The organism is Burkholderia sp. BC1, from assembly GCF_052683555.1.
Window position 1 is genome coordinate 1 of the sequence record NZ_JBQYLP010000010.1, and the last position, 13,195, is coordinate 13,195.

Genomic DNA, 13,195 nt, shown 5'->3' on the forward strand with positions numbered 1-13,195 from the left:
TCGGCTACGTCTGCGATGACCGCCGAGCCGAATAAATCAGCGTTTCCCTAGTTGCCGCCGTTGCGCATATCGCTGGTGTCGCGGCTGTCGTCGCCGGTGCCCGAGCCGTTGCCGCGCGCGAGACGCCATGCGATCGCGCCGAGCATCGCAACAGCGACGATCAGCGCGCCCCACAGTACGTAGCGGCGCGTCGCGTCGGTATCGATGTCGACAGGTGCCGGCGGCGGCTCGGCCACTGGCAGCGCCGCGCCGACGCGCGCGGGCCGGACCTCCGGTGCCAGCCCGACCAGCAGCGCGTCGCGCGTCACGGCGGTCGACGCGAGCGACGCATTGCCGACGCCGAGCGTAAACGGCGGCGCGCCGCGCGCGACGAACGTCAGTACCGCCGGATGCCAGCCGACCGCGATCGTCGGCTGCCCGCCGCCGAGCCCGCCGTTGCGCATGTCGACGACGAGCCGCCATGCGCGATCGGTATTCGCGGCGAACGTCAGCGGCGGATTGCGCTGCTCGCCGCCGTTGCGCTGCAGCCGGAACAGCACGGCAGTCGCGACATCGCGCCAGGGTGCCTGCGGCGTCGCGCGGCTTTGCAGCGTCGCGCGCGCGACGGTGTTCGGCTGCGGCAGATCGATGCGCACGCGGTCGACCGGATACGCGCCGTCGGTATCGAAGCGGTACGCGCCGCGCACGTCGTCGGCCTGCACGTGCACCGCGTTGCGCCATTGGCGCGGCACCGCCGCGGCATCCGTCGCGGACGGATCGGACGGGCGCGTTTCGACGTCGATCGACGCGATCTCCGGCGCGCCGTCGAGCCAGTTGAGCCGCAGATAGCGCGGCCGCGCGCCGTCGAGCGCGATGCGCTCCTGCACGAGCAGATCCGCGCCCGTGCCGACCTTCAGCAGCTGCGTCTCGCCGAGCGGACGCCACGTCCGCAGATCGTCGCTCGTATCGACGGCGACGCGCCCCTGATAGCTGTCGTCGCGCAGATGCACGAGCAACGCATCGGGCTCGCCGTCCGCATGCGACAGATCGACCAGATCGCCGCCGCGCTTGGCGGGAGCCGGCGCCGCGACGGCCGCGCGCAGCGCACCGTCGGGGCCGACCGACACGCCGAGCGGTGCGCTGTCGCGCGCTGTGCGCGACGGCGGCAGCGCGAACCAGTGCACGGGCGCCCGCGACGGCGGCGCGGCCGGCGCCGCGGCCGCGCGTGCGTCGAGCGCATACGGGACGGGCTCGTCCGCGCCGTTGAACACGCGTACGTCGCCGAGATCGTCGCGCCGGCTCGCCGCATAGACGGCCTGCGGCACCGTGAGCTGGTAGTACGCGGCGCTGCCGTCGAGGTCGAGCGCAAACCGGTGTGCGACGCGTTCGGCGGGCGTCGCGGTGTCGGCCGTCGCGAACGACGTCGACAGACTCAGCGCAAGCAGGGCGGCGAACGGTTTCATCGCGTGTCTTCCCGATGGGCCGCGGCCTTCGGCGGCAGCGGCGAGAAATAGCCGATCAACAGCAGCAGCACGCCGATGCCGATGAACGACACGATGCGTTCGATGCCCGTCACGTGCGACAGATCGAACACGAACAGTTTGACGACCGTCAGCGCGAGCAGCGCCGCGCCGACGAACCAGAGCGGGCGCCGTCCGCGACGCGTCGCCCAGATCATCGTCGCGAGCGCGCAGAGCGTCCAGTACACGGAGACCGAGGCCTGCACGCGCATCGACTCGACCATCGGGCCGGGCGCGTAGCGCACGCCGGTCCAGTGATGCAGCGTGCGCAGCAGCAGCGCGTTGAACCACAGGAACACGGTCGCCCCGATCGCATAGTCGACGGCGCGTGAGCGCCACGCGATGCCGAGCGCCGTCAGCCGGCGCAGCCATACGGCGACGGCCGCGAACGCGACGCCTTGCGCGACGTCGAGCGGATTGAGCAGCGGCAGCCAGAACAGCGGCGCGGCGTCGCCGTCGCTCGTCACGCTCGCGATGCTCCAGAGCCACAGCAGCGCGGCGAGCGGCGTGGCGCCGCCGATCTGATACGCACGCGCAAAGGCGGCGACCGGCCAGCGCAGCCGCGCGCCGGGTCCCGCGACGAGCAGCAGCAGTGCACCGAAGCCGTATGCCCACGCGCTCCAGCTCCATGCGCCTTCGGGCACGAACGCGCGCAGGCGCCAGAACCCTTCCAGCGCGCACAGTCCGCACAGCGTCCAGAACATCAGCGTATGCAGCGGCGCGATCGCACACGTCTGCGCGCGCACGATGCGATCGGGCGCCGAGGCGGTGGCCGGATCGCCGTTCACTGCGCCGCGCGACTCGCGCCACAGCAGCACGTAGCATGCGATCACGGCGATCGGCCACGCAAGCGCGCCGATCCCGGACAGCGGCGCTTCGTACAGCGCGTACGCGTACACCGCGAGCAGCGCGAGGGCCGGCGCGAGCGCGAGTGCGGGCCACTCGGCGATCGGCCATGCGAGCCGGCGACGGAGAATATGCGCGAGCGATGCCGTGCCGGCCGCGAACAGCACGATCGCATCGACGACGAAGCGATCGCGATGCGGATCGACGAGGCGCGCGGCGTACGCGAGGATCTCATGCACGCCGCCGCCGATCCACCACAGCAGTCCCCACGCGGCCGCCGCGATGCCGATCGCCGGCATCCACGCGTGCCACGCACGCGCATCGTCGCGGCCGTGCAGCCACCAGCCGGTGAACACGCCGGCGAGCGCGATCAGCAGCATGGCGACATACACGCTGTTCAGCACGGGCAACGCAGCGGCATCGTCGCGGACGAGCAGGCCCACGCACAGCGCGCCGGCTGCCGCGAGCTGCATCAGCAAGCCGAAGGCGAACCGCACGATGCGTTTCTCGCGTACCGCGAGCCAGACGAGCGCCGCACCTTCGAGCGCCCAGGCGGAACTCGTCGTCGGGCCGGAGAACGCGAGCGGCACCGCGAGCGTCGCGAAGATCACGGCGAGCGCGAGCATCGATTCGAACAGCAGCCCGAGCCGCGCGCGCCGCGGCGCGAGCCATGCGGCAACCGCGACGTAGAACGCCGACAACGCGACGGCGCTCCACGCGAGCGCGAACGGAACGTCCGCGACGAGCGCCGCCTGCAGCGCGGTCGTGACGAGCGGCGTGCCGAACACGAGCGTGCCGTCCACGTAGTGCCGCAGCGCAAGTTCGCGCCGCACCGCATACAGCAACGCGATGCCGACATACATGAGGAAGAACAGCACGAGAAACGGCTCGGTGCTGGCGAACAGCGCGGGGCGGTACGACATCGCGCCCCATAGCGAGCCGATCGTGAACGTGAACACGAAGCCGAGCAGGTTCAGCGGACGCCACGCCTTGAACCACGCGATCGCGAAGATGCCCGCGTTCAGCAGCGCGTAGTAGCCGAACAGCGCGACATGGCTGCCGTGCCCCGTCGACAGCAGCACGGGCGCGAGAAAGCCGCCCGCGCTGCCCATCGTCGCGAGCGACATGGCGTTCTGCCGGATCGCGAGGAACGCGCTCAGCGCGCAGATCGCGACCATCAGCGCAAAGGCGGCGCCGACGGGCAACAACTCGTAGCGCTTCGTCGCGGCGAACACGGTCAGATACAGCAGGCCGACGCCGCCGCCCTGCAGCACGAGCCCGTAAGCGGCGCGGCGTGCGCGCAGCCGCCAGCCGAGCGCGAGCAGCACGGTCGCCGCGAGCGCGGTGCCGGCGAGGCGGAATTCGATCGGCAGCAGATCGTTGTCGGCCGCGTACTTGAGCAGGAACGCGACGCCGAAGAACAGCACGACGATCCCCACGCGCACGACCGTATTGCCGCCGAACAGCCAGTCGCGCGCGGCCTGAAGCGCGCGGGCGGCGAGGCCCGGTTCGCGAGGCGTCGGCGTCGCGGCGGTGCGGTCGGGCTGCGTTGCGGCACTCGCGGCACGCTCGGTAGTCAGGGCAGAGGCAGGAGCGGGTGCGTGCGCAACGGTTTGCGCGCGCGTGCTTTGCGCGGCCGCGGTGATCGGCGTTGCGGCGATGGTCGGCGACGGCGAGACGGGTGCGACGTCGTCCGCTTCGGAAGGCGATGCAGTGGACGACCCGGCCGGCGCCGCATCTTCGAAGCGCTCCAATGGCGCGCTCGCCTTCGCACCGGAAAGTTGTTCGCGCAACGACGTGAGCTCGCGCGTGAGCGTATCGACGGTGGCTTCGAGGCGCGCGACGCGCTCGGCGAGCGTCGAGGCAGGCGGTTGCGCGTGGTGCGCGCCGAAGTGCTCGGGCGCGGCGGCGGCGCGATCGTCGCGACCGCGCCGTTTCATCAGGTGACTCAGATAGAAGCCGGCGGCCGCGCCGAGCAGCGCGCCGGTTTCGAGCGACACGTTCTCGATCAGGGCGACGATGCCGCCCACGATGAAGCCGATTGCGGCAAAGGCCCAGTTCATCGCCTCGTTCCCTCTCTCATATCGTTATCGTCCTTCGATCGCTACGCATGCGGATCGAGGCGGTATGCTGCATCCGGCAGGCGAACCGGCATGCGGCGTGCTGCGTGCGCTCGTTGCGTCGCGGCGATCGCGCCGCAGCCGCGCCTGAGCGGCGCGCGTATCGCGGACGCACGCATCGCCGTACGAACGGACTTCACGGCCCGAAGCGTTCGCGCCGTCATGGCGGCCCGCGGGTTTGCCCGGAATGTATCACAGCGGCCACCCGCGATTGCCGCGCCGGCCGCGACGCGCGCGCGGCCTTTTTGCACGGTCATGCTTTTATCCGCGGATACGGCCGATCGGACGTGAAATTGTCGTAAAGCGACGTTCGGGCGAACGCGCCAGTTGCAAAACGTCGTCAGACGAATCGTGCGCTGCTGCGCACAAGCGCGTACGCGATCGCCCGTCGCTGCTGGCGCAGCGCGTTTTGCATCGCCGCATTCGGACGCCGCGCCGCCTGGCGCGAGGCCCGGCGCGGCCGCGGGCCGTGTCGTATTTGCGCAAGCGTTTGTCGTAATTCGTCGGCAGGCCCGGGTTTTTTCTGGCAACTATGTAGGCACGCTGTGACACGCGTGAGTCCCCGCTACACGAGGAGAAGGTTTCGATGGATGCCCCCAAGGTCGTAGTCGAAGGTCTGTGCAAGGTGTTTGGAAGCAACCCGCAGCAGGCGCTCGACATGCTCGCTGCCGGTGCGACGAAGGACGAGGTACTGAAGCGCACGGGCCAGGTTGTCGGCGTGCATAACGTATCGTTCGACGTGCAGGAAGGCGAAATTTTCGTGCTGATGGGCCTGTCCGGCTCCGGCAAATCCACGCTGATCCGCCTCGTGAACCGGCTGGTCGATCCGAGCGCCGGCAAGGTGCTGATCGACGGGCTCGACGTCGCGTCGGCGCGCCGCTCGGCGCTCACCGCGCTGCGCCGCAAGGACATGAGCATGGTGTTCCAGTCGTTCGCGCTGATGCCGCACCGCACCGTGCTGTCGAACGCCGCGTTCGGCCTCGAGGTCGCCGGCATGGCGAGGAAGGAGCGCGAACGGCGCGCGATGGAGGTGCTCGAGCAGGTCGGCCTCGCACCGTTCTCGCACAAGCTGCCCTCCGAGCTGTCGGGCGGGATGCAGCAGCGCGTGGGCCTTGCCCGCGCACTGGCCGTGAACCCGTCGCTGATGATCATGGACGAGGCGTTCTCCGCGCTCGATCCGCTCAAGCGCCGCGAAATGCAGGACGTGCTGCTTCAGCTGCAGAAGGAACAGCGCCGCACGATCATGTTCGTGTCGCACGATCTGGAGGAAGCGCTGCGCATCGGCAACCGCATCGCGATCATGGAAGGCGGCCGGCTCGTGCAGGTCGGCACGCCGCAGGACATCATCGCGAACCCGGCCGACGACTACGTACGCGCGTTCTTCGACGGCATCGACACGAGCCGCTACCTGACGGCCGGCGACCTGATGCAGACGGGCGCCGTGCCCCTCGTGTCGAAGTTCGACGCGGCCAACGTCGCCGCATCGCTGAACGGCAGCGCCGAATATGCATTCGTGCTCGACGCCGAACGCAAGATCCGCGGCTTCGTCACGCGCGACGCGATCGGCAGCACCACGCCGGCGCTGCGTCCGATCGAAAGCATCCGCCGCGACGCGTCGCTCGAGCACGTCGTCGCGCGCGTGGTCGCGAGCCCGAACGCATTGCCCGTCGTCGACGACGACGGCTGCTACTGCGGTTCGGTCGACCGCGCGCTCATCCTGAAGGCCATCACGCGTTCGCGAGGCTCCCATGTCTGAAATGATTCCGCTCGGTAGTTGGGTCGACCAGTCCGTTCATTACCTGCTCGACCATGATGCCGCGACGTTCGATGCGGTCGGTCGCGCGATCGAAGGGCTGGCCGCACTGATCGAGCACGGGCTGCAGGCCGTGCCGATGTGGCTGATGATGGCGTTCTTCATCGGCATCGGGCTGTGGCGCGTGGGCTGGCGCTTCGCGCTGTTCACCACCTTGTCGCTGCTGCTGATCTTCGCGACCGGCTTCTGGGATCAGACGGTGATCACGCTGGGTCTCACGCTGTCGTCGACGATCATCAGCCTCGCGCTCGGCATTCCGCTCGGCATCTGGGCCGCGAAGAGCAAGTGGGTCGCCGCCATCGTGCGTCCGATCCTCGACCTGATGCAGACGATGCCCGCCTTCGTCTACCTGATTCCGGCCGCGATGCTGTTCGGTCTCGGCCGCGTGCCGGGGATCCTCTCGACGGTGATCTTCGCGATGCCGCCGGCCGTGCGTCTGACGAGCCTCGGCATCCGCCACGTGAACCGCGAGATCGTCGAAGCCGGCCAGGCATTCGGCTGCACGCCGTGGCAGCTGCTCTACAAGGTGCAGTTCCCGAACGCGCTGCCGTCGATCATGCAGGGCGTGAACCAGACGATCATGATGGCGCTGTCGATGGTGATCATCGCGTCGATGGTCGGCGCGGGCGGCCTCGGCAACGACGTGCTCGCGAGCATTCAGCGTCTGGACATCGGCCTCGGCTTCGAAAGCGGTCTGTCGGTCGTGCTGCTCGCGATCATTCTCGACCGCATCACCGAAAGCTTCGGCCGTGCGCCGGGCGCCGCGCGGGCACCGCTGTTCGCCGGTCTCAAGCAACTGTTTCGCGTGAAGGCCGCGCCCGCGCAAGCCTGATCGCCCGGCGGCGGGCGCCTCGTCCCGCCGCCTTTCCCTCGTCCAGTTCCTGCTCCCGCGGTTCGCGCCGCGGGGCAGGTTTCGTGCAACCTCTCGATAGGAGAGCGATGTGACGTCCGCCGCCGCTGTCGCGCCCGCCGCCTGCGTTTCACCGGTTTCGTCCCTCGCACACTTCGGTTTCCTGACGCTGCCGAACTTCTCGATGATCGCGTTCTCGAGCGCGGTCGAAGTGCTGCGGATGGCGAACTACGTCGCGCGCGAGGATCACTACCGCTGGTCGATCTATTCGCTCGACGGCGCGCCCGTGCACGCGAGCAACGGCATCGCGGTGCGGCCCACGCAGGCGCTCGACTACACGCGCCTGCCCGACGTGATGATCGTGTGCGGCGGCATTCGCATCCGCGACGTCGTCGACGACGTCGCGCGCGACACGCTCGCCGCGCTCGCCGAACGCGGGCTGCCGCTCGGCGGCATCTGCACCGGCGCCTATGCGCTGATGTCGAGCGGGCTGCTCGACGGCTACCGCTGCACCGTGCACTGGGAAAACCTGTCGGCGCTGCATACCGAGTTTCCGCAGGTCGGCTTCGCGGACGAGCTGTTCGTCGTCGATCGCGACCGGCTCACCTGTACCGGCGGCACCGCGCCGCTCGACCTGATGCTGAACCTCGTCGGCATGCGTTTCGGGCAGCAGCTCGCCGCGCAGGTGTCCGAGCAGTTCATCCTCGAACGCATCCGCAGCTCGACGGATACGCAGCCGATTCCGGTCGATGCGCGCGTCGGCTTCTCGCGCGCGGAGCTGATCGAGGTCGTGCGGCTGATGGAGGCGAACATCGAGGAACCGCTGTCGCTCGAGGAGCTCGCGCGGCTCGTGCGGTTGTCGCAGCGGCATCTGCAGCGCATGTTCAAGGTGTATCTGAACGTGTCGCCGACGCACTATTACCTGACGCTGCGACTGAAGCGCGCGCGCGATCTGCTGCGCACGACCGACGCGTCGATCGCGCGCGTGACGACCGTGTGCGGCTTTCATTCGCCGTGCCACTTCAGCAAGGCCTATCGCGCGCAGTTCGGCCACGCGCCGAGCTACGAGCGCCGGCTGCCCGGCCGCTGACGGCTTCAACACCATCCGCGACGCCGCCGGGATCGCGGCGCGCAGTGTCCATCAACGATCCCGCACTCGTGCAAACAGCATCACTTTGAGGAGAAGACAGATGAAGCGCCTATTGATCGCAGCGGCATGTGGCGTCGGGATCGCCGCCGCGCCGGTATCGGCCGTCTACGCGGCCGATCCGCCGGTGTGCAAGAACGTCCGGTTCGCGGACGTCGGCTGGTCCGACATTGCGGCGACCACGGGCCTCGCGTCGACGATGCTGCAAGGTCTCGGCTACAACCCGACGAAAACGATCGCGTCGGTGCCGATCACGTTCGCGGGCATCAAGAGCAAGCAGATCGACGTGTTCCTCGGCTACTGGTCGCCGACGATGGACCCGATCATCCAGCCGTTCACGAAGGCCGGCACGATCAAGGTGCTCGCGACGCCGAACCTGACCGGCGCGAAATACACGCTCGCGGTGCCCGACTACGTCTATCAGGGCGGCCTGAAGTCGTTCCAGGACATCCAGAAATACGCGGACAAGCTGAACGGCAAGATCTACGGGATCGAGCCAGGCAACGACGGCAACGCGCTGATCAAGAAGATGATCGACACGAACCAGTTCGGCCTCGGCAAGTTCAAGCTCGTCGAGTCGAGCGAGGCGGGGATGCTCGTCGAGGTGAATCGCGCGATCCGCGACAAGCAGTGGATCGTGTTCCTCGGCTGGGAGCCGCACCCGATGAACGTGCAGATGAAGATCGACTATCTGACCGGCGGCGACGACGTGTTCGGCCCGAACTACGGCGAGGCGAAGGTGCTGACGGCCACGCCGCCCGACTATGCGCAGCGCTGCCCGAACGTCGCGAAGTTCGTGTCGAACCTGCAGTTCACGACGTCGATCGAGAACCACGTGATGGTGCCGATCATGAACAAGGAAGACCCGAACAAGGCCGCGAAGGAATGGCTGAAGGCGAATCCGCAGTCGCTCGACAAGTGGCTCGCCGGCGTGACGACGATCGACGGCAAGCCCGGCCTGCCGGCCGTGAAGGCCTATCTCGGCGTGCAGTAAGCGGCGCGCGCCGCTGCTCGGGCATCGCCGGGCAGCGGCCGTGCGATACCCCCGCGAGTATGGCGGCCGACGCCGCCTGCGCGGGGTTTTTTTCGTCGGGACAATCGCGCGCGGCGCTACGTCGTCGCCGCCGTCACGCGAACCGCACGCAATAGACCGGCGGCAAATGCGCGGACACCAGTTGCCAGCGATCGCCGCCGTCGTCGGACGTCCATAGCGCGCCGGTCGTCGACGCCATCGCGAGCCGCGTGCCCGAATCGTCGACGGCGAGCCCGTGCCGGTACACGAGGTCGTACGCGGGCGCGGGCGGCAGGCCGTTCGACAGCCGCTCGAAACTGCGGCCGCCGTCGCGCGTGCGCGTGACGACGAATTCGCCGTTCACCGGAATCCGGCACGCATCCTTGACGGCCGGCACGAACCACGCCGTGTCCGGATCGTGCGGATGCACGGCGACGGCGAAGCCGAAGCTCGACGGCTGCGCTTCGATGCGCTGCCAGCGCGCGCCGCCGTCGGTCGAGCGGAAGATCGCGCAGTGATGCTGCGCCCACAGCACGTCGGGCGCGGCCGCGCACTGGACGACGCGGTGCGGGTCCTGCACGTTCGGTTCGCCGCGCCGTTCGGGCGGCATGTAGTCGGCTTCCATCCCGTCCGCGGTGACGCGCCAGCTCGCGCCGCCATCGTCGGTCTGCCAGACGCCGCCGCACGAAATGCCGACCGTCACGTGACGGCTGTCGCGCGGGTCGACCATCACCGAATGAATGCCGGGCGCGTCGTAGCCGCCGCCGAACCATTCGGGGCGCTCGGGGCGGTCCCACAGCGCGCGGTTCAGCACCCACGAGTCGCCGCCGTCGTCGGAGCGGAACAGGCCGCCGGGAATCGTGCCGGCCCACAGCACGCCCGGTTCGTCGGCGCCGCCGGCTTCGAGCGACCAGATCTGCTGAAGCGTCCACGGCGGCTGCGGCGGCGCGGGCGATGCCGCGTCGCCGTCCGGATCGGCGGCGGCGCTCGCATGCGCATCGCCGTTCGGGCGCGGTGCGTCGGTCGGCTGCGGCGGATAGACGGGCACCGCGCATTCTTCCCATTCGGCCGCGCCAGCACGGCGACGATGCAGCTTGACGCCGAAGTGACCGAGATTGAGTGCCGCATAGAGCGTGCCGTCGCGCGGATCGGCAAGCGTCATGCCGACCGGTTCGCCGGCGAAGTGCGGATCGCCGAGCGTCCAGCGGCCGTTGCCGTCCGCATGCAGCACGAACAGGCCCTTGCGGGTCGCGACAAGCAAACGGTCGTTCATCGATGTCTCCTGTTGACCGGCGCGCGCTGCATGGCGGCGCCGCGTCGTTCGTTTCGTCGTTCGTTCTGCGCGGCGGACGTCAGCCGCCCGACAGCGCCTGCACGACGTACACGCGGCTGTCCGCGGCGAGCGCGTCGGACAGCCGCTGCCGGTCGCGGATCGGCCGGCCGTCGATGAACACCGCGAGATGCTTACGCAGCGCGCCCTGATCGTCGACGATATAGCCGCGCAGTCGCGGCTGCTCGCGGAACACCGCGTCGAGCGCTTCGCCGAGCGAACGCGCGTCGACGTCGCGCTCGGGCGTCTCGATATGCCGCTGGATCGACGCGGCGAAGAACAGATGCGCCATGACGGGACACCGGAAAGTGGGGCGGACGGCGCGACGGCTGCGCCGGTTCTGTAGTGTAGGCGATCGGTTTGGCGCGACCGCATTGCGATGCAGCATCGCACGCGGGCCGCGGGCGTACGCTTACGCGTACTTGTCGCCGACCGCGTCGCGCACCGGATGGGTGTCGTAGACGATTTTCATCCGCTCGATCAACCCCGCTTCGTCGAATTCGAATACGTCGACGCATTCGAACGTGACGACCGAGCCGTCCTTCAGTCCCCAGTCATAGACGAAATAGCCGGTCGCGCGACGGGCGCCGGTGGTGCTTACGCAGATGTCGATCGGCGTGATGCGGCTCTGCCCGGACGCCGCCGCGACCTTCTCGAAGAACGGCGCGGGCGCCATCCAGCCGAGAAAGGGCGAATAAATCTGCGCATCGGGCGCGAACAGCGCGCAGATGGCGGCGACGTCGCCGCGTTCGAGCGCTTGCAGATAGGCGCCGATCTGGCGCGCGTAGGTGGAAGCGGGCGACGGGGCCATTCGTGTTCTCCGTTGTGTGGCGACGAGTCGCGCTGCGTTCGGGGTGAAGCACGCGTGCGCACCACGATAGCGATGCGCGGATGCCGACAAAGCGGCAGATTCGCCACGCCGCTCTGCGTTTTCTGCATGGTCGTGTGGCGCTGCCGAGAAAGCATCTCACGTCGCACGACACGCTACACCGGAATCGACCCGCCACGCAGCCGTATCCCGAGCCGCACGATGCCGATCACCGCATTCGACAACCACCTCAGCATGCGCGGCATGTCGCGCCGGCGAATGTCGAGCAGCAGCACGATCCGCACCTCGTCGCTGTCGTTCCATACCTCGTGCTCGAACGTGTCGTCCCACAGCAGGAAGCGGCCTTCGTCGAGCCGGTATTCGCGGCCGTCGACCTTCAGCACGGCGGCCGGCGTGCCGTCCGCGCGACGCGGCATCGACAGCACCAGATAGCCGCGCAGGATCCCGCGAAACGGCCCGCGATGCGGCGGAATGTGCTTGCCCGGTGCGAGGAACGACAGCGACGCGGACAGCACGTCCGGCGACGTCGCGACGATCGACGCGACGGTCGGGCAGCGCGACAGGTTGCGCGGAAACGGCTGCCCGTAGGCCTGCATGATGAACATCCGCCAGTCGCGCGCATCGTTGGCCGAGATGTCGTGCTGCTCGCGCATGATCTCGTGGAAGCGCGGAATGCGCGGCAGGTCGCGCGCGACCGCGAGCGCTTCCGCGCGGATCGCGCGCCACGCGCGCACGAAACGGTCGGCGTCGGGGAAGGCCGACGCGTCGAGCACCGCGCCGCCGTCGATGTGGCGGTCGTATAGCCGGCGCAGCAGGCCGGCAGCGTAGTCGTAGGCAACGGACATGTTCGAGCGGCGCTCCACGAAGTGCCGTCAGTCTGCCCCAGACGCGCAAGGGGACGGTTACGTCAGGTTACGCCGGCTGACGAATGAATGACAGCGGCCGCGTGCCGCAGCGAAAAAACAGGATGGCACCGCATCGTGCGCGCCGAGCGTGCGGCGCGGGAATAAACGGCCACGCTCCGCCGTCGTACGGATGCAGCACGTCGTCTCGTCGACTTCTGAAGGAGCGGAACATGAACACGGATGGATGGATCGTCGCGCTCGTCGCGGCCGGTGCGATCGCGAGTGGGGTGACGCCGGCGCGCGCGCAGTCGCCGATGCGTATGCAGGTCGCGCAGCTCGCGCGCGACGCGGATGGCGTGCAATCGATGGCGCCGACCGCACGGATGCCGGAAGCGAACGGCGATACGGCGATCGGCGGCGATGCCGCGGCCGCGTCGGAAGCGGGCGGCCCTTCGGCGCTGCCGGCGGGCAAGCGGCCGGCGGCGTGTGTCGGTCCCGAAAGTTTCTGCACGCTTTACTTCGGCAGCTGATGCGGCACGTGCGCACATGAGACGCGCATTCCCGAGCGGATGCGCGTCACGCAAAACCTGAGGAGTTCACGATGAAAACCTTGATCGCTCTTTTGACGACGACGGCTACCGTCGTCGTTCAGTCCGCCTTCGCGCAGCCGACCGCGCCGTTGACGCGCGCCCAGGTGCGCGACGAATTGATACGTCTCGAAGCAGCCGGCTACGATCCGTCGAGAGGCGACGACGGCACCTATCCCGCCGATATTCAGGCGGCCGAGGCGAAGCTCGCGGTTCAGGCGCAGGCCCAGGGCGAGACGCAACGACGGATCGCCGCGTCGGCCGACGACGGTGTCGGCGCGCCCGCACGGATGACGAACTAGCGCGTTCCTGTGTGC

The 13,195-nt window shown here is 68.9% G+C and carries 12 protein-coding genes and 1 pseudogene; 6 read left to right on the forward strand and 7 right to left on the reverse strand.

Annotated features, from left to right (window positions below; genetic code table 11):
• Positions 1-47: 47 nt before the first annotated feature.
• From ACSHSS_RS06955 to ACSHSS_RS06965, 3 genes are read right to left on the reverse strand one after another with little or no spacing between them, the layout of a single operon-like run.
• Positions 48-1,442, reverse strand: coding sequence for a DUF3999 domain-containing protein (locus ACSHSS_RS06955; protein ID WP_105855551.1), 1,395 nt, complete (start codon positions 1,440-1,442; stop codon positions 48-50).
• Positions 1,439-4,408 (reverse strand): DUF2339 domain-containing protein, encoded by a 2,970-nt coding sequence (locus ACSHSS_RS06960; RefSeq protein ID WP_105855550.1) that lies wholly within the window; start codon positions 4,406-4,408, stop codon positions 1,439-1,441. The genes ACSHSS_RS06955 and ACSHSS_RS06960 overlap by 4 nt, the downstream gene beginning before the upstream one ends.
• Before the next feature lie 41 nt (positions 4,409-4,449).
• A complete protein-coding gene (locus ACSHSS_RS06965) occupies positions 4,450-4,722 on the reverse strand; it encodes a hypothetical protein (protein ID WP_181146829.1) in 273 nt (90 codons plus the stop codon).
• A 213-nt stretch (positions 4,723-4,935) separates the two neighbouring features.
• Between ACSHSS_RS06965 and ACSHSS_RS06970 the strand changes: the two are divergent.
• From ACSHSS_RS06970 to ACSHSS_RS06985, 4 genes and pseudogenes are all read left to right on the forward strand, one after another.
• Positions 4,936-6,221 (forward strand): annotated as a pseudogene (locus ACSHSS_RS06970) (quaternary amine ABC transporter ATP-binding protein); the annotation flags it as partial.
• Complete coding sequence (choW, locus tag ACSHSS_RS06975) at positions 6,214-7,110, forward strand: choline ABC transporter permease subunit (RefSeq protein ID WP_006413022.1); 897 nt, start codon at positions 6,214-6,216, stop codon at positions 7,108-7,110. The pseudogene ACSHSS_RS06970 and the gene choW, both read left to right, overlap by 8 nt.
• A 109-nt stretch (positions 7,111-7,219) precedes the next feature.
• Positions 7,220-8,218 (forward strand): GlxA family transcriptional regulator, encoded by a 999-nt coding sequence (locus ACSHSS_RS06980; protein WP_006396291.1) that lies wholly within the window; start codon positions 7,220-7,222, stop codon positions 8,216-8,218.
• Positions 8,219-8,318: 100 nt separating this feature from the next.
• Complete coding sequence (locus ACSHSS_RS06985) at positions 8,319-9,269, forward strand: choline ABC transporter substrate-binding protein (RefSeq protein WP_006409742.1); 951 nt, start codon at positions 8,319-8,321, stop codon at positions 9,267-9,269.
• Positions 9,270-9,402: 133 nt separating this feature from the next.
• On the opposite strand, the gene ACSHSS_RS06990 is transcribed toward ACSHSS_RS06985, so the two are convergent.
• From ACSHSS_RS06990 to ACSHSS_RS07005, 4 genes are all read right to left on the reverse strand, one after another.
• Complete coding sequence (locus ACSHSS_RS06990) at positions 9,403-10,560, reverse strand: WD40/YVTN/BNR-like repeat-containing protein (RefSeq protein ID WP_175795041.1); 1,158 nt, start codon at positions 10,558-10,560, stop codon at positions 9,403-9,405.
• 79 nt (positions 10,561-10,639) lie between these two features.
• Positions 10,640-10,909 carry a MoaD/ThiS family protein gene (locus tag ACSHSS_RS06995; RefSeq protein ID WP_012216427.1) on the reverse strand — a complete coding sequence of 90 codons (270 nt, stop codon included), beginning with the start codon at positions 10,907-10,909 and terminating at the stop codon, positions 10,640-10,642.
• Between the two features lie 120 nt (positions 10,910-11,029).
• Positions 11,030-11,428, reverse strand: coding sequence for a nuclear transport factor 2 family protein (locus ACSHSS_RS07000; protein ID WP_105855548.1), 399 nt, complete (start codon positions 11,426-11,428; stop codon positions 11,030-11,032).
• A gap of 173 nt (positions 11,429-11,601) precedes the next feature.
• Entirely contained in the window at positions 11,602-12,291 is a 690-nt protein-coding gene (locus ACSHSS_RS07005; protein ID WP_012216429.1) for an aspartyl/asparaginyl beta-hydroxylase domain-containing protein, read from the reverse strand.
• A 230-nt stretch (positions 12,292-12,521) separates the two neighbouring features.
• Between ACSHSS_RS07005 and ACSHSS_RS07010 the strand changes: the two genes are divergently transcribed.
• Together ACSHSS_RS07010 and ACSHSS_RS07015 are read left to right on the forward strand one after the other, a co-directional pair.
• Positions 12,522-12,821, forward strand: a complete 300-nt coding sequence (locus ACSHSS_RS07010) for a hypothetical protein (protein WP_105784526.1) — start codon at positions 12,522-12,524, stop codon at positions 12,819-12,821.
• Between the two features lie 71 nt (positions 12,822-12,892).
• Positions 12,893-13,180 (forward strand): DUF4148 domain-containing protein, encoded by a 288-nt coding sequence (locus ACSHSS_RS07015; RefSeq protein WP_175795043.1) that lies wholly within the window; start codon positions 12,893-12,895, stop codon positions 13,178-13,180.
• Positions 13,181-13,195 lie beyond the last annotated feature (15 nt).

Coding starts and splice junctions, on each gene's coding strand:
- ACSHSS_RS06990 (WP_175795041.1), bottom strand. CDS start 10,560: ATGAACGACCGTTTGCTTGTCGCGACCCGCAAGGGCCTGTTCGTGCTG.
- ACSHSS_RS07010 (WP_105784526.1), top strand. CDS start 12,522: ATGAACACGGATGGATGGATCGTCGCGCTCGTCGCGGCCGGTGCGATC.
- ACSHSS_RS06965 (WP_181146829.1), bottom strand. CDS start 4,722: ATGACCGTGCAAAAAGGCCGCGCGCGCGTCGCGGCCGGCGCGGCAATC.
- ACSHSS_RS07015 (WP_175795043.1), top strand. CDS start 12,893: ATGAAAACCTTGATCGCTCTTTTGACGACGACGGCTACCGTCGTCGTT.
- ACSHSS_RS06960 (WP_105855550.1), bottom strand. CDS start 4,408: ATGAACTGGGCCTTTGCCGCAATCGGCTTCATCGTGGGCGGCATCGTC.
- ACSHSS_RS06995 (WP_012216427.1), bottom strand. CDS start 10,909: ATGGCGCATCTGTTCTTCGCCGCGTCGATCCAGCGGCATATCGAGACG.
- ACSHSS_RS07005 (WP_012216429.1), bottom strand. CDS start 12,291: ATGTCCGTTGCCTACGACTACGCTGCCGGCCTGCTGCGCCGGCTATAC.
- ACSHSS_RS06985 (WP_006409742.1), top strand. CDS start 8,319: ATGAAGCGCCTATTGATCGCAGCGGCATGTGGCGTCGGGATCGCCGCC.
- ACSHSS_RS07000 (WP_105855548.1), bottom strand. CDS start 11,428: ATGGCCCCGTCGCCCGCTTCCACCTACGCGCGCCAGATCGGCGCCTAT.
- choW (WP_006413022.1), top strand. CDS start 6,214: ATGTCTGAAATGATTCCGCTCGGTAGTTGGGTCGACCAGTCCGTTCAT.
- ACSHSS_RS06955 (WP_105855551.1), bottom strand. CDS start 1,442: ATGAAACCGTTCGCCGCCCTGCTTGCGCTGAGTCTGTCGACGTCGTTC.